The following is a 19,209-nucleotide window of genomic DNA, read 5'->3' as shown; positions in this document are numbered from 1 at the left end:
GTTCATCACGGCAGCGCTTACGGGCGTCGGCGGCGCAATCGGAGCCTGAATCTCTTGCGCTCGTCGTCGCCGGTCGCCTCTTGCGCTTCCGCCGTCTCCAGACTGGACAGGCTGGCTTCGTCGGAGGGCACGTCGATTTTCGCCGGCTCGGATTCCGCCGGCATCGCCGCCTCGGTGTCCGCCTCCGTGGGTTCGGTTTCAGCTTCAAGTTGCGCGGTCTCGGGTTCTGCCGGCAACAATTCGGCTTCGGGTTCTGCAGTTTCAGCGTCATCGGCGGCAGCATCAACGGGCTCGATCTCGGACCCATCGGGCTCGGCGACCTCGGCCACCGCGTCGGCGGCCTCGGTAGTTTCCGGCTCCGCCGCGTCGGCCGCTTCGGCTTCTGCTTCTTGTGCCGGCGTTACCTCGGGCCCGGGCTCGGCCTCAGCCACCTCCGCCCCGTCAACTACCTCAGCCTCAGCCTCGCCCTCCGAAACCACGGCGTCAGCAGCCTCGGCCTCGGACTCCACCCCGGCAACCTCAGTAACCTCGGTAACCTCCGGCTCAGCGGGCTCCTCCGCCTGGGCCGTCACCTCCTGAGTTTCGGTTTCCTCCGCAGAGTCGTCGGCGGTCTCGACCTCGGCAGTCACCTCGTTCGCGGACTCGGCCTCAGCCACCTCCGCCCCGTCAACTACCTCAGCCTCAGCCTCAGGCTCCACCTCGGCAACCTCGGCAACCCCGGGCTCAGCAGACTCGTCCGCGGGCTCCTCCACCTCGCCCGCTACGACCGCAACTCCCTCGAGTACCACGGGCTCACCGACCTGGGCGACTGCCTCGTCCGAGACCTCCTGCTCCGAGGCGGCCTCCTCCGCGGGTTCCTCGACAGCCCCGGCATCCACCGGCTCTGCATCAGCACCGCCGTCGCCGGCGGCACCGGCGACCGCCGATCCCGTGTTGACAGCCGCAAGCTCCTCGGCCTCCTCCGCCTCGTCCTCGGTCTCGTCGTCGGCGAAGCGGCTGCGCAGCAGTGCCGGATCCTCGCGCCCTTTAGGCGCCAGGATCATGTAAACCACGGCGCCGAGGAACACGAAAGTGGATGTGAACGTATTGATCCGGATGCCGGCGATGTGGGTGGCCGTATCGTCGCGTAGCAACTCGACGCCGAACCGTCCGACGCAGTACAGCGCGACGTAGGCCGCAAACAGCCTTCCGTGGCCGAACACGAACCGCCGGTCCAGGTAGAGCAGGGCGGCGAATACCAGCAGATTCCAAATCAATTCGTAAAGAAACGTGGGCTGCACAATGGCAAAAACCTGCCCCGTCGATACGCCGTCGAGGGAATGCTCGCTTAGAATCCCCGACGGGTCGCGACGGTAGAAGATCTCCAAACCCCACGGGAGCGTGGTCTCGCGCCCATATAACTCTTGGTTGAAGTAGTTGCCGAGCCGGCCGATCGCCTGCGCCAGCACCACGCCGGGGGCAACCGCGTCGACGAAGGCCGGCAGCGGAACGCCATTGCGCCTGCAGCCGATCCACGCACCAACCACCCCAAGTGCCACCGCGCCCCAGATGCCCAGCCCGCCGTCCCAGATCCGTAGCGCGGCAGTGGTTCCGGCGCCGCCGGGACCCCAGTACGTACGCCAGTCCGTCGCCAGGTGGTACAAACGGCCACCAACCAAACCGAAGGGCACCATCCACAGCGCGATGTCGTAGACCAAACCGCGCTCACCGCCGCGGGCCACCCAGCGCCGATCGGAGATCACCAACGCAATCAGGATCCCGGTGATAATGAAGAACGCGTACGCGCGAATCGGCAACGGCCCCAAGTGCCAGACCCCACGCGGCGGGCTAGGAAATGATGCGAGCCACATCTGCGAGGCAGCCAAAGTCATGCCGACACCCTTTGTCGCACGCCGGCGGCGAGTTCCTCGGTCAGCGCGCGCAGCCGCGGCAGTCCCTCAGCCAGCGCCGAAACCAGCGCTGACCCCACGATCACACCATCGGCGTAGCTGCCGATCTGCGCGGCCTGCTGCGCCGAGCGCACCCCCAAACCGACACCGACGGGTATGTCCGACACTGCCCTCACCCTCCCCACCAGGTCGGGTGCCGCCTGGGACACCACATCACGCGCCCCCGTCACACCCATCGTCGACGCGGCATAGACGAATCCGCGTGATGCTTCGACGGTGGCCGCGAGCCGCTCGGACGTCGACGACGGCGCCACCAGAAAGATGCGGTCCAAGCCGTGCTCAACGGATGCCGCGAACCAGGACTGCGCCTCGTCGGGAATCAAGTCGGGGGTGATCAACCCCTGGCCTCCGGCCGCGGCGAGATCCCGCGCGAACGCGTCAATCCCGTAGCGCAGCACCGGATTCCAATAGGTCATTACCACGGCACGTCCACCGGCCGCGCTGATCGCCTCGACCGCGGCCAGTGTGTCCCGAACCCGCACTCCCCCGCTGAGCGCCTGTTCGGTGGCCCGCTGAATGGTCGGGCCATCCATCCCCGGGTCCGAGTACGGCACACCAACTTCGATGATGTCGCAACCGGATTCGACCAAAGTGGTCATCGCCTGCACCGACGACGGCACATCGGGATAACCCGTCGGCAGATAGCCGATCAGCGCCGCCCGTCCCTCCGAGCGGCACGAGCCGAACACCGGCTTGAGCCTGCTGGTTCCGCTCTTGTGCACCGTCATCACTTGTCCAACAGGCCGAACCATTTCGCGGCGGTCTCCACATCCTTGTCGCCGCGGCCAGACAGGTTCACCACAATGATCGCCCCCCTTCCCAATTCGGCACCCAACTTCAGGGCGCCGGCCACCGCGTGCGCTGACTCGATGGCCGGGATGATGCCTTCGGAACGGCTCAGCAGGCCAAATGCGTCCATCGCCTCGGTATCGTTGATGGGTTCGTACTGGACGCGTCCGATGTCTTTGAGCCACGCGTGTTCGGGACCCACACCGGGGTAGTCCAAACCCGCTGAAATCGAGTGCGATTCGATGGTCTGGCCGTCTTCGTCCTGCAACAGATACGAGTAGGAACCCTGGAACGCCCCGGGTGAGCCACCAGCGAAAGTCGCGGCGTGCCGCCCGGTCTCGACACCGTCGCCGGCGGCCTCGTATCCCACCAACTTCACCGAAGGGTCGTCGAGGAAAGCGTGGAAGATGCCGATCGCGTTGGATCCCCCGCCGACGCAGGCCACCACCGCGTCGGGCAACCGGCCAATCTGCTGCTGGATCTGCGCCCGTGCCTCCAGACCGATGATCCGCTGGAAGTCACGCACCATAGTCGGAAACGGGTGCGGACCCGCGGCCGTGCCGAAGCAGTAATAAGTGTTGTCTGCGTTGGTAACCCAGTCCCGGAATGCTTCGTTAATGGCGTCTTTGAGGGTCCGCGACCCGGTCTCCACGGAAACTACCTTGGCGCCGAGCAACCGCATCCGCGCCACATTGAGCGCCTGGCGTGCGGTGTCGACCGCGCCCATGTAGATGACACACTCCAGGCCGAACAGCGCGCACGCGGTGGCGGTGGCCACGCCGTGCTGGCCCGCGCCGGTTTCGGCGATCACGCGGGTTTTGCCCATCCGGCGGGCCAGCAGCGCTTGACCCAGAACATTGTTGATCTTGTGAGAACCGGTGTGGTTCAAATCTTCTCGCTTGAGGAAGATCCGCGCCGAACCGGCATGTCGGCCGAGTCGCGTCGTCTCATACAGCGGCGAGGGACGGCCGGCGTAATTGGCCTGCAGCTTGTCCAGGGTGTCGAGGAAATCCTGGTTCACGCGCTCTTTTTCGTAGGCGACAGTGACCTCCTCGATCACCGCCATTAGCGCCTCGGGAACGTAGCGGCCACCATAGGAACCGAAATGCCCACCCTGGTCGGGGTCGTGATGAGTTCGTTCGACGACGGCGGCGCTGGTACGCGGAAGGTCCGGGTTGGAAAGATCTGCCATCACAAATACTCAGCGCGCGTGCGGCACATCAAGAGCTAGCGAGCCGGTTTCGGACAGGACGGATGAGTGCCGGCGGTAACCAGATCGGCGACCGCCGCGCGGGGGTCACCGCTTTTGACCAAACCCTCACCGACCAGGACGGCGTCGGCTCCCGCACCGGCATACGCCAGCAGGTCGCCGGTGTGACGTACACCGGATTCGGCGATCCGGATCACCTTGCTGGGCAGCCCGGGAGCTATGCGCGCGAAGCAATCCCGGTCGACCTCCAGCGTTGCCAGATCGCGGGCGTTGACCCCGATCACGTTGGCACCGGCCTTGAGTGCGCGGTCCGCTTCTTCCTCGGTGTGGACCTCGACGAGCGCGGTCATGCCGAGGGATTCGGTGCGGTCGAGCATGGACACCAGCGCCGATTGGTCCAGCGCCGCTACGATCAGCAGCAGCATGTCCGCACCGTGTGCGCGAGCCTCGTGAATCTGGTAGGGCTGCACCACAAAGTCTTTGCGTAACACCGGAATCGAAACAGCGGCGCGCACCGCGTCGAGGTCGTCGAGGGAGCCTTGGAACCGTCGTTCCTCGGTAAGTACGCTGATGATCCGGGCGCCGCCATCCTCGTAGGCACGGGCCAGTTTCGCCGGGTCGGAAATGGGTGCTAGCGCACCCTTGGACGGGCTGGCGCGCTTGACCTCCGCGATAACGCCGATGCCTGGTTCACGCAGCGCGGCCATGACGTCCAAAGGTGGCGGCGCGGCGGCCGCGGCGGCCTTGATTTCGGACAGGCTCACGCTGGCTTCGCGCGCGGCAACGTCGGCGCGGACTCCCTCGAGAATGGAGTCAAGCACGGATGCCGGACTCATGCCTTCCGTGTTCCTTTCCCGTGACCCAACGCTCACCAGCCGGATTCACCGACGTGCAAGAAGGGTAGCGACTGTCGGGACAGGGTCCGTCACCGCCCCTCGGTGTCCGCCTCGGGCGACCCATCCGTAGGGTCCCGGCCCGCGTCGAGAGCATCCCAAATCGTGCGCTCTGACAGCTTGGGTTCGCCCGACGGGGTGTCATCGCGCGCCATCGACCGCCGTGCTCCGGGCGCCAGATACTTCGTGCTGCGCGAGCGTGCCGGGGCGGCGGTCGAGGCGCGCATCAACAACGTCGCGGCAAGCAGCGTGCACACCGCAGCCACCACCGTGATCACCGCACCGGTGTACTGGCGCCCACTTCCCACCAGCGTCGCCACCGGGACATGCGCCAGGTCGGCGCCGCGGGCAGCCACGTCCGGCACCGCCCACAGGCTGACACCCAGATAGCCGACGGCGAAGCTCGACGCCGCCAGCAGCACTGCCAACGCGCGCAGCTGCCAGCCGCGCACGGCCAGGGCAGCGATTGCGGCGGCCAGGTTCACGATCGCCAGCGGCAGCAGCGCCGTCGACCAAGTGACGCCGGATAGCGCCACCTCTTTGGGCTGCCCAAGGCCGTCGAACGACCGGACGGTCACCCACGTCAGCCGCGACGCCGCCCACAGCGTGCCGGCGGCAACCACCAGCAGCAGCTGGGCGAGCCCCACGGTCAGCCGGACGCGGCGTGCGGCGTCAGCCACTGCCCACGTCCGGGGTGGTCAACGTCTGAGCGGCCGCGATCGCGTTGAGCACCGCCCGTGCCTTGTTCCTGGCTTCGTTGTACTCGTAGGGCCCGTTGGAATCGGCGACCACGCCGCCGCCGGCCTGCACATACGCGGTGCCACCACGCATCAATGCGGTCCGGATCGCGATCGCGAAGTCGGCGTTGCCGGCGAAGTCCAGGTAGCCCACCACGCCCCCGTAGAGCCCGCGCCGGGTTTTCTCGACCTCCTCGATCAGCTCCATGGCCCGCACCTTGGGCGCTCCCGACAGCGTGCCGGCCGGGAAACAGGCGGTGACCGCGTCCAATGCGGTCTGGCCGTCTGCCAGCAGCCCCGTCACGGTGGATACCAGGTGCATGACATGGCTGTAGCGCTCGATGTGGCTGTAGTCCTCGACGCGCACCGTGCCTGGGGTGCAGACCCGGCCCAGATCGTTGCGGCCCAGATCGACCAGCATGAGGTGCTCGGCCAATTCCTTGTCGTCGGCGAGCAGCTCTTTTTCCAGCAGGACGTCTTCCTCGTCGGTCTCCCCACGCCAGCGCGTTCCGGCGATCGGATGCGTAGTGGCCCGGCGGTCCTGCACGGTGACCAACGCCTCCGGACTCGAACCGACGATCGAAAAGTCCAGTGCACCATCACCATCGGGGATCTGCAATAGATACATGTAGGGGCTCGGGTTGGTCACCCGCAGCATCCGGTAGACGTCGATGGGGTCGACGTCGGTATCCATCTCGAAGCGCTGTGAAGGCACCACCTGAAAGGCTTCGCCAGCAGCAATCTGCTCGACGAGGTAGTCGACGATCTTGCTGTATTCGTCCACGGTGCGCTGCGAGCGATAGCGCGGCTGGGGTTTGCTGAACGTCGACACCGTTGACGGCAGCGGCTGTCCGAGCGCCGCAGTCATCACGTCGAGCCTCGCGACCGCGTCGTCGTAGGCCCAGTCGACCCGATCGTCGGTGCCGTTCCAGTTCACCGCGTTGGCGATCAGGGTGATGGTGCCCTCGTGATGGTCGACGGCCGCAAGGTCGGTGGCCAGTAGCAACAGCATGTCCGGTAGCTGCAGGTCGTCGACGGCCAGTTCCGGCAAGCGCTCAAGGCGTCGCACCATGTCGTAGGCGAAGAAGCCGACCATGCCACCGGACAGCGGCGGCAGCCCGGGCCGGGACTCCTGGGGTGCGGCGGTCGCGAGCACCGCCAGAGTGGCGCGCAGCGCGTCCAACGGGTCGCCGCCGGTGGGTGCGTCCTTGGGCGCGGCACCGAGCCACACGGCGTGGCCGCCGCGCACTGTCAGCGCCGTCGGCGCTCCCGCGCCGATAAAGGACCAGCGTGACCACGAGCGGCCGTTCTCGGCCGATTCGAGCAGGAAGGTTCCGGGGCGATTGGCGGCGAGCTTGCGGTACGCCGACAGTGGAGTTTCGCTGTCGGCCAAGACTTTGCGAGTCACCGGGACCACCCGGTGCTCTGCCGCCAGTGCCCGGAAATCCTCCCGGGTGGTCGTGGCTGCAAGGTTGGCGTGCACCGACACATCCTCGCAGACGGCCCGACAGAGGGCGCTCGCGAGCAGAACCAGGGTGCGTTGTTGGCGCTGATTTTCCACGGCACGGTCACGCTCGTGGCGGCTCGGCGGAACTGGCGTAGCGTGGCCGCCATGAAAACTGGCGACACCGTGGCCGACTTCGAGCTTCCCGACCAGATGGGTACACCACGCAAACTCAGCGACCTGCTTGCTGACGGGCCTGTGGTGCTGTTCTTCTACCCGGCGGCCATGACCCCGGGCTGCACCAAGGAGGCCTGCCACTTCCGCGACCTGGCCGCCGAATTCGCTGCCGTGGGGGCGAACCGGGTCGGTATCAGCACCGACGCCGTAGAGAAGCAGGCCAAGTTCGCCGATGCCCAGAAATTCGACTATCCGCTGCTGTCGGACGCCGAGGGGACGGTGGCCACCCAGTTCGGCGTCAAGCGCGGCCTGCTGGGCAAGCTGATGCCGGTTAAGCGCACCACGTTCGTCATCGATCAAGACCGCCGAGTGCTCGATGTGATCTCCAGCGAGTTCAGCATGGACACCCATGCCGACAAGGCGCTGCAAGTACTGCGCAACCGCTAGGGGCTCATCGCTAGGAAGAAGCACGCGGCCAGCAGCACCAGATGCACCTCGCCCTGCAGCCGGGTCGCCCGGCCGGGCACGACGGTGAGCGTGCTTACCACGACAGTCAGCGCCAGCAACACCAGCTGAGTGGGGCCCAAACCCAGGCTCAGTGGCCCGCGAATCCAGATCGAGGCCAGCGCGATGGTGGGGATGGTGAGCCCAATGCTGGCCATCGCCGAGCCGTAGGCCAGGTTCAGGCTGATCTGCATGCGGCCCCGGTGCGCGGCGCGCACCGCGGCAACCGTCTCCGGCAGCAGCACCAGCGTGGCGATCACCACGCCCACGAATGCATGCGGGAAGCCAGCGGCGGCTACCCCGCGCTCGATGATCGGGGACTCCACTTTCGCCAGGCCTACCACCGCCACCAGGGCCACCAGCAGCAACCCGAGACTGAGCAGCGTCTCCCGGTTGCCCGGCGGGTCGGCGTGGTCCTCGGAATCGGGGTCCTTGGCGCCCTGCTGTTTGACCGGCAGAAAGAAGTTTCGGTGCCGCACGGTCTGGGTGAAGACGAACATCAAGTACAGCGCCAGGGAAGCGACGGCGGCGAACGCCAGCTGGCCCGGGGAGAATTGCGGGCCGGGGTGGCTGGTGGTGAACGCGGGCAACACCAGGCCCAACGTGGCCAACGTCGCGATGGTGGCCAGCGCTGACCCGCTGCCCTCCGCGTTGAAGTGCGTGACGCCGTAACGGCGGGAACCAACCAGCAGCGCCAACCCGGCGATCCCGTTGGTGGTGATCATCACCGCGGAGAAGACGGTGTCGCGGGCCAGCGTGGCGGCCTTCTCGCCGCCGGAAGTCATCAACGTGACGATCAGTGCAACCTCGATGACCGTTACCGCTACGGCGAGCACCAGGGAACCCAACGGCTCCCCGACCCGGTGCGCGACCACCTCGGCGTGATGGACCGCGGCCAGCACGGCACCGGCCAGCAGCACCGCTTCGATCGCACCGACCACCAGCCCGATGTCCTCGCCCCAGGTGAATGCGAGCGAGATGACCGCGATGACGGGGGCCAGCAGGTTCCAGGACACGCGCTTTAGCACCACCCGCTCCCTTCCTCGACCCTGCCGCCAAAGCGCTTTCCACACATAGTGATTGCGCTACAGCCGCAGTCGGTTACCTGGCAATCACCTTGGGGCGCAGCGTTGACGCAACGAGGACCGATTCGATATCTCCCGATCACATTTAGCCAGAACAGGTTTCGCTCGATGGCTCTACTCAAATTGGTGGATTGCAGCCGGCCAGGTCGTTCCCGTCGGTGAACCTTTCAGTTTTCTAAGTGTAGCAGCGCGGTTAGCTGGGCCCGTTCGTGCACCGATCAACGACCACCGCCAGTAGCATGCTCACATGCCGACAAGCGAGAGTCAGGACGACGGCTTGCGGGCGGGCGAGCTGTTCGCCGGGTACACCATCGTCCGGCGATTGGGTGTCGGCGGCATGGGCGAGGTGTACCTAGCCCAGCATCCACGGCTGCCGCGGCGCGATGCTCTGAAGATCCTGCCGGCCGAACTCACGGTGAATCAGGAGTACCGCCAGCGCTTCAACCGCGAAGCCGAACTGGCCGCCACCCTGTACCACGAGCACATCGTCGGCATTCACGACCGCGGCGAGTACCACGGACAGCTGTGGCTTTCGATGGACTACGTGGAGGGCACCGACGCCGCCCGACTGGTCCAGGAGCATTTCCCGTCCGGAATGCCGCTGCCGGACGTGGTGCAGATCGTGGCCGCAGTCGCTGACGCACTGGACTACGCGCACTCCCGCGGCCTGCTGCACCGCGATATCAAGCCAGCCAACATCCTGTTGGGTGAGGCGGGGCCGCGACGGCGCATAGTGCTCGCCGATTTCGGCGTCGCCCGCGAGCTAGACCAGACCAGTGGCCTGACCGCCACGAACATGACGATGGGCACCACCGCCTACTGCGCACCCGAGCAGTTGCTGGGCTCCGTCCTGGACGGACGGGTCGACCAGTACGCGCTGGCATGTACCACCTACCAGCTGCTCACCGGCGTGGCGCCATTCGACCACTCCAGCCCGGCGGCGATCGTCACCCAGCACCTATCGGCGCCACCACCGTTGCTCAGCGGCCGCCGCCCCGACCTGCCGCACCTCGACCCGGTCATGGCCCGTGCCCTCGCCAAAGACCCGGCGGCGCGGTTTGCGTCGTGCACGGAGTTCGCGGCGGCTCTGGCCGCGCCGCCCGGTCTGGTTCCAGGACCGCCCCTGGTGGTAGCCGGCCCTACCCGGGTCATTCCCGTGCCGCCGCCGCCCGCGTCCGGCGGCGGTCACGCGACGTTGATCGCGACGCTGGCGGCCATCGCACTGGTGGGCGTTGCGGTGATTCTCGGGGTGGTGGCGATGAGCACCAACACCAGTGACCGGGCGGCCGGGCCGTCGAGTCCAGTCAGCACCACCTCGCGGTCTGCCGAACCACCCGGCAGCAGCGCCTCGGCCTCGCCCCCACCCGGGCTGCGGCTGAACCCGTACTTGACTGACGAAGCGCACGTCCTCAAGCCCGCCGAGCGTGACGCGGTCGACGCGGCCGTCGACAACCTCCGCCAGCGGCGCGGCATCCGATTATGGGTGGTGTACGTCAAGAACTTCGGCGGCCTGAACCCGGCCCGCTGGGCCGACCGCGAGATTCACGACAACGAGTTCAGCGACAACGACGCCTTGCTCGGAATCGCCACCGATAGCCGCACCTTCATCTTCCAGGTGGCTACCGCGATCACCACGGGTCGGCCCATCGATGTCGAGGAGATCGGCCACGAACACATAGCCCCCGCGGTGGCCAAACGCGATTGGGTCAAGGCCGCGCTTGCCGCCACGAACGGCCTGGACGTCGATTAGCCAGAGTCAGGCTGGCGCGCCCGGGTCGTCGAGCAGCACCGCGCCATCAAAGCAGCTGTGGTCACCGGTGTGGCAGGCTCCCCCCACCTGGTCGACGGTCAACAGCACCGTGTCGCCGTCGCAGTCCAGACGCACCGAGTGCACGTACTGGGTGTGCCCCGACGTTGCGCCCTTGATCCACTGCTCGCTGCGGGATCGCGAAAAATAGGTAGCTTCACGCGTTTCCAGCGTTCGCGCCAGCGCGTCGTCGTCCATCCAGGCAACCATCAGCACGTCGCCGGTGCCGCGCTCCTGCACCACTGCGGCGATCAATCCGTCAGCGTTGCGCTTCAGCCGCGCAGCGATGTGCGGGTCCAGTCTCATCGCACCGTGATCCCCTCGGCCGCCATGGCGGCCTTCACCTGCCCGATGGTCAGCTCACGGAAGTGAAAGACGCTGGCTGCCAACACCGCATCGGCCCCCGAGTCAACGGCGGGCGCGAAGTGCTCGACGGCCCCCGCCCCGCCGCTGGCGATCACCGGCACCGTCACCGCTGCGCGCACTGCCCGCAGCATCGGCAGGTCGAAGCCGGCTTTGGTGCCGTCGGCGTCCATCGAGTTGAGCAGGATCTCCCCCACCCCCAGCTCGGCGCCGCGCGCCGCCCACTGGACCGCATCGATGCCGGTTCCGCGCCGACCGCCGTGGGTAGTGACCTCCCAGCCGGACGGCGTCGGCTTAGGCCCGCCGGGCCTGATTGGCACCGTGCGCGCGTCGACCGACAGCACAATGCACTGCGACCCGAACTTTCTTGCCATCTCGGCCAGCAGCTCCGGGCGCGCGATCGCGGCGGTGTTCACCGAGACCTTGTCGGCGCCCGCGCGCAGCAGGACATCGACGTCGGCCACGGTGCGTACCCCGCCGCCCACAGTCAACGGGATGAATACCTGCTCGGCGGTGCGGCGCACCACGTCGAGCATGGTGTCGCGGCCAGAGGAGGAAGCGGTGACATCCAGGAAGGTGAGCTCGTCGGCGCCCTCGGCGTCGTAGGCAGCAGCAAGTTCGACGGGATCACCTGCATCCCTGAGATTTTCGAAGTTGACACCCTTGACTACACGTCCCGCGTCGACGTCCAGGCACGGGATCACCCGCACCGCAAGGTCATTGACGTCGTTTAGCATCAGAAGTCCTCCGGATCGCCCGTGCTGCGCAGGATCTCCAGCATCTCGTCGTGCACCCCGGGCGCGGCCGCCAACGCCGACCGCGACGCCGGACTCCATGGCCGGCCAGCCAGATCCGTGACGGTGCCACCCGCGGCCCGCACCAAGGCGACCCCGGCGGCATGATCCCACACATGGCTGCCGAAACTGATTGCACCACCGAGTATTCCGTCAGCGACATAGGCGAGATCCAGCCCGGTGGATCCGTGCATCCGTAATCGCGACGACATCCGGCTGAGGTTCTCCAACACCGCCAAGCGGTACTGGCCGGGGAACCGGCCGCGCGAGTCCGCGCTGAACGATCCGGCGGCCACCAGCGCGTCCGACAACTCGGTTCGCGCCAGCTTAGGCTGCGGCACACCGTTTTTGATTAGTGGGCCACCGGTCACGGCGGTATAACGCTGGTTGGTGAACGGCAGCCACGTCAGCCCAGCCACCGGTTCGCCGTCGCGCAGCAGCCCGAGGAGGATTCCGGCCAGCGGTGAACCGGCAGCATAATTGAACGTACCGTCGATCGGGTCCAGCACCCACACCCAAGGCGAGTCGAAGTCGGCGCCACCGAATTCTTCGCCATGCACCTGGATTCCGGTGGCCGCAACCAATGCATCGACGACCTGGCGCTCGATCGCCAGATCCACCTCGGTGGCAAAGTCGTTGCCCTTCTTGGCAACCGCCGAATCAGCACGGTGGCCGGCCAAGAACGGTTCGACGGCCTCGTCGAGGACTGCCGCTGCCCGTTCGACAAGCGAGTCCACCGAAAGATTCTGCGTCATCGTGCGGCGGTTCCCTATTCCCGCACCGCGGCCAGCGCCTGAGGCAAGGTGAAGCGCCCGGCGTAGAGCGCCTTGCCGACAATGGCGCCCTCGACGCCACGGTCGGTCAGTGTCGCGATGGCCCGCAGGTCATCCAGGCTGGACACCCCGCCGGAGGCAATCACCGGCGCCTCGGCGCGCTCGGCGACGGCCGCCAGCAGGTCCAGATTGGGACCCCCCAGGGTGCCGTCCTTGGTCACGTCGGTCACGACGTAGCGCGAGCAGCCTTCGCCGTTGAGGCGGTCCAGTACCTGCCACAAGTCGCCACCGTCGGTCTCCCAGCCGCGTCCACGCAACCGGTGTTGGCCGTCGACGATCTGGACGTCCAGACCGACGGCGACCTTCTCGCCGTGCTCGGCGATCGCGCGGGCGCACCACTGCGGGTTCTCCAGCGCTGCGGTGCCCAGGTTGACCCGGGCGCACCCGGTGGCCAGCGCGGCGGCCAGCGAGTCGTCGTCGCGGATGCCGCCGGACAATTCCACCTGGACGTCGAGCTTGCCCACCACCTCGGCGAGCAGTTCGCGGTTGGAGCCACGCCCGAACGCGGCGTCTAGATCGACCAGGTGTATCCAGTCGGTGCCGTCGCGCTGCCAACCCAACGCGGCATCAAGCGCCGACCCATACTCGGTTTCACTACCGGCCTTGCCCTGCACCAGACGCACGGCACGCCCCTCGACCACGTCGACCGCCGGCAACAAAATCAGCGACATGGCTTACAGGCCCTCGATCCAGTTGTGTAACACGGCCGCGCCGGCATCCCCGCTCTTCTCCGGGTGAAACTGGGTCGCCGACAACGGCCCGTCCTCGACTGCCGCCAGAAACGGCACCTGATGTGTCGCCCACGTCAACATCGCCTCAGCTGAACCTTCCCACCGCTGCGCGGCGTAGGAGTGTACGAAATAAAAACGGGTGTCGGCGCTCAACCCTTTGAAGAGCACGCTGCCGGGCGCGGCCTGCACCACGTTCCAGCCCATGTGCGGGATCACCGGCGCATCCAGCCGGGTCACCGCTCCCGGCCACTGGCCGCAACCCATTGTGTCAACGCCGAATTCGACGCCGTGCGCGAACAGGATCTGCATGCCCACACAGACACCCAGCACGGGTCGCCGGCCGCTGACCCGCTCAGCGATGATCCGTTCGCCGCCGATCTTGCGCAGTCCGCTCATGCAAGCCTCGAAGGCCCCGACGCCCGGCACCACCAGTCCATCGGCTGCCAGGGCCTTGTCGGCGTCGGCGGTCACCTCGACCTCGGCACCAACCCGCTCTAGCGCACGCTGGGCAGACCGTAGATTACCCGACCCGTAGTCCAGAACCACGACCGATCTAGCTGTCACAGAACACCTTTGGTAGACGGTACTCCTGAGACCCGGGGATCGAACTCGACAGCGTGACGCAACGCGCGGGCCACCGCTTTGTATTCCGCCTCGGTGATGTGGTGCGGGTCGCGGCCGTAGAGCACCCGCACGTGCAGCGCAATGCGAGCGTTCATCGCCAACGACTCGAACACGTGCCGGTTGATGACGGTGTGATAGGGCACCGAGTTCCCGGTGATCGTGAAGTGCTGCAAGTGATCCGGCTCCCCGGTGTGCACGCAGTACGGACGACCGGATACGTCGACGGCGGCGTGCGCCAGCGTCTCGTCCATCGGGATGAACGCGTCGCCGAAACGGCGGATACCCTTTTTGTCGCCCAACGCCTCGCCCAGCGCCTGGCCGAGTGCGATTGCGGTGTCCTCGACCGTGTGGTGCGCCTCGATCTCGACGTCACCTTTGGTGTGCACGGTCAGGTCGAAGCTGGCGTGACTGCCCAGCGCCGTGAGCATGTGGTCGAAATACGGGACGCCCGTGTCGATGTCGACCTGACCGGTGCCGTCGAGGTCGAGTTCGATGACGATGTCGGATTCCTTGGTGCGGCGTTCGATGCGCGCGCGCCGCGTCTCGATGGCTGTCACGGTGCTCCTAAATTGTGGTCGCGACCCGCTTCACCCGGCTCCGCCGCGCTCGCGATCGCTCCTAAACTATGGTCGCGACCCGCTTCACCCGGCTCCGCCGCGCTCGCGATCGCTCCTAAACTATGGGTGGCTGCAATCTGAGCGCTCGCCCGCAGGAAGGCATCGTTCTCCTCAGCCAGCCCGGTGGTGACGCGCAGGTAACCGGGAATACCGACGTCGCGGATCAGTACCCCGGCATCCAGGTAATGCTGCCAGGCCGCCGGCGCATCGGCGAATTCACCGAACAGCACGAAGTTGGCGTCGCTCGGGATGACCCGAAAACCCATGGCCGCCAAGGCTGCCGACACCCGCTCGCGTTCAGCGATCAGGGTGGCCACGCTGCCCAGGGTGTCATCGGCGTGGCGCAGCGCGGCTCGGGCGGCCGCCTGGGTGACCGACGACAGGTGGTAGGGCAGCCGCACCAGCAGCATGGCATCGACCAGGGCGGGCGTGGCCACCAGGTAGCCGAGCCGGCCGCCGGCAAAGGCGAAGGCCTTGCTCATGGTCCGGGTCACGATCAGCTTTGTCGGGTACTCCTGAACCAGCGTGACCGCGCTGGGCTGCGACGAGAACTCGCCATAAGCCTCGTCGACGATCAGGATGCCCGGCACCACGTCCAGTAGCCGGCGGAGCTCCGGTAGCGAAACACTCTGTCCGGAAGGGTTGTTTGGACTGGCGACGAACACCACGTCGGGCCGGCGTTCGGCGACAGCGGTGACGGCGGCGGCTATGTCGAGGCTGAAGTCGTCGGCGCGAACGGCCTCAAGCCACTCAGTGCGTGTCGCATCGGAGATGATCGGGTGCATCGAGTACGACGGCACGAACCCGATCGCGCTGCGCCCGGGACCGCCGAACGCCTGCAGCAGCTGCTGCAGGATCTCGTTGGAACCGTTTGCCGCCCAGACGCTTTCAACCCCGACCCGAACCCCGGTCTGAACGGTGAGGTAAGCGGCCAGGTCGGCGCGCAGCGCTACGGCGTCGCGGTCGGGATAACGGTGCAAATCCGCAGCCGCATCGCGCACCGAACGCACGACATCGTCGACCAGGGCCGCAGTGGGTGGGTGCGGGTTCTCATTGGTGTTGAGCCGCACCGGAACATCCAATTGTGGTGCCCCGTAAGGTGATTTATCGCGTAGGTCGTCGCGCAGCGGCAGGTCGTCGAGGGTGGGCCGGGTCATCGCTCGAACCTCCGGCGTACCGCCTCGCCGTGCGAGGGCAGGTCTTCGGCTTCGGCGAGCGTCACCACGTGTCCGGACACGTCTTTGAGCGCAGCCTCGGTGTAGTCCACAACGTGAATGCCGCGCAGGAAGGTCTGCACCGACAGACCGCTTGAGTGACGGGCCGAACCAGCAGTGGGCAGCACGTGATTGGAGCCGGCGCAGTAATCACCGAGGCTGACCGGTGCGTATGGGCCGACGAAAATGGCTCCGGCCGAACGGATCCGGCCGGCCACCTGAGCCGCCTCGACGGTCTGGATCTCCAGATGCTCCGCGGCATATGCGTTAGCGACCTTGATGGCGGCGTCGAGGTCGTCGGTCAGGATGATCTTCGACTGCGGACCCGACAGCGCCACCCGCACCCGCTCGCGGTGCACCGTGGTCTGCAACTGGGCGGCCAATTCGGCGTCGGTGGCGTCGGCCAGCTCAGGGCTCGGGGTGACGAGGACACTGGCGGCCATCTCGTCGTGTTCGGCCTGGCTGATCAAGTCGGCGGCCACGTGCGCGGGATCGGCGGTGTGGTCAGCCAGAATGGCTATCTCGGTGGGACCAGCCTCGGCGTCGATGCCCACCTGCGAGCGACACAGGCGCTTGGCCGCGGTCACATAGATGTTGCCCGGACCGGTGATCATGTCGACGGAGCCGAGTTCTTCCCCGGCGGTGCTGCCGTAGGCCAGCAACGCCACCGCTTGCGCGCCACCAACCGCCCAAACCTCGTCCACGCCGAGCAGCTTTGCCGCCGCCAGAATGGTCGGGTGCGGCAAACCGCCGAACTGCGCTTGTGGCGGGCTGGCCACCACCAGCGACTCCACCCCGGCGGCCTGGGCGGGCACCACGTTCATCACCACGCTCGACGGGTACACGGCGTTACCGCCGGGCACGTACAGGCCGACCCGCTCGACAGGCACCCAGCGTTCGGTGACAGTGGCGCCCGGGCCAAGTGAGGTCGTCACGTCGGCGCGGCGTTGATCGGCGTGCACCGCGCGTGTGCGCTCGATCATCACCTGCAGCGCGTCGCGGACCTCCGGTTGCAGCCCGGCCAGCGCCTCGTCCAGCGCGGTGGCCGGTACCCGCACAGTGGCCGGCCGCACCCCGTCGAACGATTCGCCGTATTCCAGGGCGGCCTCGGCGCCCCGCTCGGAGACCGCCTCGACGATGGGACGCACCTTGGGCAGCACTGACTCCACGTCGACGCCGCCGCGCGGCAAGGCGGCCCGCAACCGCGCCGCCGTCAGCTCGACGCCCCGCAAATCGATGCGGGACAGCAGCGGGAGCGATGTGGTCACCTGACCATTGTCCCAGAGCAGCTCAACTCGATATTCCACCGGTACAGTCGCTCCTGAGCCAGGGTAGAAACAAGGAGCCAGCCATGTCCGCACGTGATCAGCACCCAAACAATGCCCCCGGTATCCCGATGGTCTATCCGGTGTGGTTCGAGAACATCCAGGTCAAGTACCTCAACCCGGTAGTCAAGCCGATCGCTCGCTTCCTCCCCGGCACCGCGACTATCGAGCACCGCGGCCGCAAGTCCGGAAAGCCTTACCAGACTGTCGTCACCACCTATCGCACGGGCAACACACTTGCGATCGCGCTGGGCCACGGCAAAACCGACTGGGTGAAGAATGTGCTGGCCGCCGGCGAGGCGGACCTGCGCTACGCCCGCCGTCGGGTGCACATCAGAAATCCTCGGATTCTGCCGGCCGGCTCCGACGGGAAAGGCCTGCCGCGGTTGGCGAAGCTGCAGCTGCCGCGCATGGCTGTGCTGGTCGGCGACGTCACCTGACCGGCCGCATCCCGAAATAGTCCGTCAGGAGCGGGTGAATACGGTTTTGCCGGTCATCATCGGCCACACCGATGGGGCGTCGTTCCAGGCCACGACGCGGTCGACGACGGGCGACAGGTCGCATCCAGCGGCGATCAAGTCAAGAACCTGCGGAATCGCAGGACGCGCATTGACCCGACCGGTGACGAACCGGACGCCGCGGGTGTAGAGGCGCAGCAGCGCCATTTCGATGCCCGGCTGGAAGTAGATGCCGGTATCGGTGCAGACACCGTCGGGCCACGTCGCACGCAGCGTCGCGGCCAGGAGCGGAGGGTCCGCCGAGGTGTTCACCGTGACCGGGTATGGCTCCCACTCTTTGGCGGGTTTCGGCTGATCGTGGACCGTCGCGCCGAGCTTCTCGGCGACCGATAGCCGCAGCGGGTCGGTATCGACGTAGTCGACGTGGGTGCCCAGCGCAACGCCGAAGGCCGCCGCGTACAACCCGATCGAGAGCCGACCCACCACCAGCACGCGACGGTCGATCTTGTCGAGGCCAGCCAACTCATGCGCGAACGGCCCCACGGCGCGCCAGCCGTCGGGAATGTTGTCCGACAACGACGCGATTGCCACCGGATCGACGCCGGGGGGCACCGGGATCAACATGGCGTCGGCGAAGGGCACCAACACGAGGTCCGCCATGAAACCGCCGCCGTCCATTCCAGCGATAGGACCCATCCCGTACATCGCCATCGACGGCAGTGAGCCGCACGAGCCGGTAACACCGCGCCGGCACTCGCGGCAGCTGCCGCAGCTGAGTTGAAACGGCACGATCACCATGTCCCCAACCCGTACGCTGTGCACGCCTTCGCCGACCGCAACGACCTCGGCCACCCCCTCATGACCGACCGCGTATCCCGGCGGCATCGGCAACCGGCCTGCACAAACACCCACGTCGAGATCGCAGCAGGCCACCGAGAGCGGCCGGACCAAGGCCTGCTCGGGCTCAGAGATCACCGGATCGCGAACCTCGCTCCACGCGTAGCGTCCGGTCTCTACGTGCCACAGCTGCCTCATCACCAAATTATTGAGTGATCTTTCAAGTATGGTCAAGGCCATGCCTCGTCCGGATCGCAGTCGTGCGGCGCTCGTCGACACAGCCGCTGCCCTGTTCCGCCGACAGGGTTATGCGGCAACGGGATTGAACCAAATCCTTGACGAGGCCCACGTCAAACCCGGATCGCTGTATCACCACTTCCCCCGTGGCAAACAGCAGCTGGCCGCCACGGTCGTCGAAACCACCGGAGCCGGCATCGAACAACTGCTGCGCCGGCTGCTGGGCACCGGAACCCCGATCGCCGACATCATCGACCGCTGGATCGACGTGCTGGTCGCCGGCCTGGCCGGCGACCACCGCGATGGCTGCCCCGTCGAACCGCTAGCCACCGAGGCGGTACACGCCAGCCCGCTGGTCCGCGACGCCTGCGCGCGTGCCTTCCACGGATGGTGTGCCGCCATCGAAGAACGACTTCGCGTCGAAGGTTGGTCCGCGCAACCCGCGAGAGATGTTGCGCTGGCTGTGATCTCTCTCATCGAAGGAGCGCTGATCCTGTCCCGTACGGCCGGGGAGACCGCTGCCCTGCAGGCCGCAAAAAGCGCGGCACGCGCGCTATTGGCCGAAGCCGTTTAACGTACGA

The 19,209-nt window shown here is 66.9% G+C and carries 20 protein-coding genes; 4 read left to right on the top strand and 16 right to left on the bottom strand.

Annotated elements, in window-relative coordinates; translation table 11 throughout:
• Positions 1–17: 17 nt before the first annotated feature.
• The 6 genes from lgt to H0P51_RS13030 form a co-directional block, all read right to left on the bottom strand.
• A complete protein-coding gene (gene lgt / locus H0P51_RS13055; RefSeq protein WP_246398608.1) occupies positions 18–1,871 on the bottom strand; it encodes a prolipoprotein diacylglyceryl transferase in 1,854 nt (617 codons plus the stop codon).
• A complete protein-coding gene (gene trpA, locus H0P51_RS13050) occupies positions 1,868–2,677 on the bottom strand; it encodes a tryptophan synthase subunit alpha (protein ID WP_425489001.1) in 810 nt (269 codons plus the stop codon). Before trpA ends, lgt begins: the two co-directional genes overlap by 4 nt.
• Positions 2,677–3,930 carry a tryptophan synthase subunit beta gene (gene trpB, locus H0P51_RS13045; protein ID WP_180918450.1) on the bottom strand — a complete coding sequence of 418 codons (1,254 nt, stop codon included), beginning with the start codon at positions 3,928–3,930 and terminating at the stop codon, positions 2,677–2,679. Before trpB ends, trpA begins: the two co-directional genes overlap by 1 nt.
• A 35-nt stretch (positions 3,931–3,965) precedes the next feature.
• Positions 3,966–4,784 carry an indole-3-glycerol phosphate synthase TrpC gene (gene trpC, locus H0P51_RS13040; RefSeq protein ID WP_180918449.1) on the bottom strand — a complete coding sequence of 273 codons (819 nt, stop codon included), beginning with the start codon at positions 4,782–4,784 and terminating at the stop codon, positions 3,966–3,968.
• Between the two features lie 89 nt (positions 4,785–4,873).
• On the bottom strand, positions 4,874–5,521 hold the full coding sequence (locus tag H0P51_RS13035) for a TIGR02234 family membrane protein (RefSeq protein ID WP_180918448.1): 648 nt from the start codon (positions 5,519–5,521) through the stop codon (positions 4,874–4,876).
• Positions 5,514–7,061, bottom strand: coding sequence for an anthranilate synthase component I (locus tag H0P51_RS13030; protein ID WP_180918447.1), 1,548 nt, complete (start codon positions 7,059–7,061; stop codon positions 5,514–5,516). The genes H0P51_RS13035 and H0P51_RS13030 overlap by 8 nt, the downstream gene beginning before the upstream one ends.
• 129 nt (positions 7,062–7,190) lie before the next feature.
• Between H0P51_RS13030 and H0P51_RS13025 the strand changes: the two genes are divergently transcribed.
• Positions 7,191–7,646, top strand: coding sequence for a peroxiredoxin (locus H0P51_RS13025; protein ID WP_180918446.1), 456 nt, complete (start codon positions 7,191–7,193; stop codon positions 7,644–7,646).
• Here H0P51_RS13025 and H0P51_RS13020 read toward each other — a convergent pair.
• Positions 7,643–8,731 (bottom strand): calcium:cation antiporter, encoded by a 1,089-nt coding sequence (locus tag H0P51_RS13020; RefSeq protein ID WP_180918445.1) that lies wholly within the window; start codon positions 8,729–8,731, stop codon positions 7,643–7,645. The genes H0P51_RS13025 and H0P51_RS13020 overlap by 4 nt on opposite strands.
• A 304-nt stretch (positions 8,732–9,035) precedes the next feature.
• Between H0P51_RS13020 and H0P51_RS13015 the strand changes: the two genes are divergently transcribed.
• The gene (locus tag H0P51_RS13015) at positions 9,036–10,538 is read left to right on the top strand and encodes a serine/threonine-protein kinase (protein WP_180918444.1); all 1,503 of its coding nucleotides are present in this window, start codon (positions 9,036–9,038) and stop codon (positions 10,536–10,538) included.
• Between the two features lie 6 nt (positions 10,539–10,544).
• Here H0P51_RS13015 and hisI read toward each other — a convergent pair whose 3' ends face one another.
• The 8 genes from hisI to hisD are packed head-to-tail and all read right to left on the bottom strand — an operon-like array spanning position 10,545 to position 17,021.
• The gene (gene hisI, locus H0P51_RS13010) at positions 10,545–10,901 is read right to left on the bottom strand and encodes a phosphoribosyl-AMP cyclohydrolase (protein WP_180918443.1); all 357 of its coding nucleotides are present in this window, start codon (positions 10,899–10,901) and stop codon (positions 10,545–10,547) included.
• A complete protein-coding gene (gene hisF, locus H0P51_RS13005; RefSeq protein ID WP_180918442.1) occupies positions 10,898–11,695 on the bottom strand; it encodes an imidazole glycerol phosphate synthase subunit HisF in 798 nt (265 codons plus the stop codon). The genes hisI and hisF overlap by 4 nt, the downstream gene beginning before the upstream one ends.
• Positions 11,695–12,507 (bottom strand): inositol monophosphatase family protein, encoded by an 813-nt coding sequence (locus tag H0P51_RS13000; RefSeq protein ID WP_180918441.1) that lies wholly within the window; start codon positions 12,505–12,507, stop codon positions 11,695–11,697. Before H0P51_RS13000 ends, hisF begins: the two co-directional genes overlap by 1 nt.
• A 14-nt stretch (positions 12,508–12,521) precedes the next feature.
• The gene (gene priA / locus H0P51_RS12995; protein ID WP_180918440.1) at positions 12,522–13,256 is read right to left on the bottom strand and encodes a bifunctional 1-(5-phosphoribosyl)-5-((5-phosphoribosylamino)methylideneamino)imidazole-4-carboxamide isomerase/phosphoribosylanthranilate isomerase PriA; all 735 of its coding nucleotides are present in this window, start codon (positions 13,254–13,256) and stop codon (positions 12,522–12,524) included.
• Positions 13,257–13,259: 3 nt separating this feature from the next.
• Entirely contained in the window at positions 13,260–13,880 is a 621-nt protein-coding gene (hisH, locus tag H0P51_RS12990) for an imidazole glycerol phosphate synthase subunit HisH (protein WP_180918439.1), read from the bottom strand.
• Positions 13,877–14,497, bottom strand: a complete 621-nt coding sequence (gene hisB / locus H0P51_RS12985; protein ID WP_180918438.1) for an imidazoleglycerol-phosphate dehydratase HisB — start codon at positions 14,495–14,497, stop codon at positions 13,877–13,879. Before hisB ends, hisH begins: the two co-directional genes overlap by 4 nt.
• Positions 14,494–15,714 carry a histidinol-phosphate transaminase gene (locus tag H0P51_RS12980; protein WP_180918437.1) on the bottom strand — a complete coding sequence of 407 codons (1,221 nt, stop codon included), beginning with the start codon at positions 15,712–15,714 and terminating at the stop codon, positions 14,494–14,496. Before H0P51_RS12980 ends, hisB begins: the two co-directional genes overlap by 4 nt.
• Positions 15,711–17,021, bottom strand: coding sequence for a histidinol dehydrogenase (gene hisD / locus H0P51_RS12975; protein ID WP_180918937.1), 1,311 nt, complete (start codon positions 17,019–17,021; stop codon positions 15,711–15,713). The genes H0P51_RS12980 and hisD overlap by 4 nt, the downstream gene beginning before the upstream one ends.
• 101 nt (positions 17,022–17,122) lie before the next feature.
• Here hisD and H0P51_RS12970 point away from each other — a divergent pair, with 101 nt between their 5' ends.
• Positions 17,123–17,536, top strand: a complete 414-nt coding sequence (locus H0P51_RS12970; RefSeq protein WP_180918436.1) for a nitroreductase family deazaflavin-dependent oxidoreductase — start codon at positions 17,123–17,125, stop codon at positions 17,534–17,536.
• Between the two features lie 24 nt (positions 17,537–17,560).
• Here H0P51_RS12970 and H0P51_RS12965 read toward each other — a convergent pair whose 3' ends face one another.
• Positions 17,561–18,589 carry a zinc-dependent alcohol dehydrogenase gene (locus tag H0P51_RS12965; protein WP_180918435.1) on the bottom strand — a complete coding sequence of 343 codons (1,029 nt, stop codon included), beginning with the start codon at positions 18,587–18,589 and terminating at the stop codon, positions 17,561–17,563.
• A gap of 40 nt (positions 18,590–18,629) precedes the next feature.
• Between H0P51_RS12965 and H0P51_RS12960 the strand changes: the two genes are divergently transcribed.
• Entirely contained in the window at positions 18,630–19,202 is a 573-nt protein-coding gene (locus tag H0P51_RS12960) for a TetR/AcrR family transcriptional regulator (RefSeq protein WP_180918434.1), read from the top strand.
• Positions 19,203–19,209: the final 7 nt, after the last annotated feature.

It is taken from the genome of Mycobacterium vicinigordonae (assembly GCF_013466425.1).
Taxonomy (GTDB): Bacteria; Actinomycetota; Actinomycetes; order Mycobacteriales; family Mycobacteriaceae; genus Mycobacterium; species Mycobacterium vicinigordonae.
Note: the sequence above shows the minus strand (reverse complement) of the source record. Positions and strands in the feature narration are given on the sequence as shown.

Coding starts and splice junctions, on each gene's coding strand:
- lgt (WP_246398608.1), bottom strand. CDS start 1,871: ATGACTTTGGCTGCCTCGCAGATGTGGCTCGCATCATTTCCTAGCCCG.
- trpA (WP_425489001.1), bottom strand. CDS start 2,677: ATGACGGTGCACAAGAGCGGAACCAGCAGGCTCAAGCCGGTGTTCGGC.
- trpB (WP_180918450.1), bottom strand. CDS start 3,930: ATGGCAGATCTTTCCAACCCGGACCTTCCGCGTACCAGCGCCGCCGTC.
- trpC (WP_180918449.1), bottom strand. CDS start 4,784: ATGAGTCCGGCATCCGTGCTTGACTCCATTCTCGAGGGAGTCCGCGCC.
- H0P51_RS13025 (WP_180918446.1), top strand. CDS start 7,191: ATGAAAACTGGCGACACCGTGGCCGACTTCGAGCTTCCCGACCAGATG.
- H0P51_RS13015 (WP_180918444.1), top strand. CDS start 9,036: ATGCCGACAAGCGAGAGTCAGGACGACGGCTTGCGGGCGGGCGAGCTG.
- hisI (WP_180918443.1), bottom strand. CDS start 10,901: ATGAGACTGGACCCGCACATCGCTGCGCGGCTGAAGCGCAACGCTGAC.
- hisF (WP_180918442.1), bottom strand. CDS start 11,695: ATGCTAAACGACGTCAATGACCTTGCGGTGCGGGTGATCCCGTGCCTG.
- H0P51_RS13000 (WP_180918441.1), bottom strand. CDS start 12,507: ATGACGCAGAATCTTTCGGTGGACTCGCTTGTCGAACGGGCAGCGGCA.
- priA (WP_180918440.1), bottom strand. CDS start 13,256: ATGTCGCTGATTTTGTTGCCGGCGGTCGACGTGGTCGAGGGGCGTGCC.
- H0P51_RS12980 (WP_180918437.1), bottom strand. CDS start 15,714: ATGACCCGGCCCACCCTCGACGACCTGCCGCTGCGCGACGACCTACGC.
- H0P51_RS12970 (WP_180918436.1), top strand. CDS start 17,123: ATGTCCGCACGTGATCAGCACCCAAACAATGCCCCCGGTATCCCGATG.
- H0P51_RS12965 (WP_180918435.1), bottom strand. CDS start 18,589: ATGAGGCAGCTGTGGCACGTAGAGACCGGACGCTACGCGTGGAGCGAG.
- H0P51_RS12960 (WP_180918434.1), top strand. CDS start 18,630: ATGCCTCGTCCGGATCGCAGTCGTGCGGCGCTCGTCGACACAGCCGCT.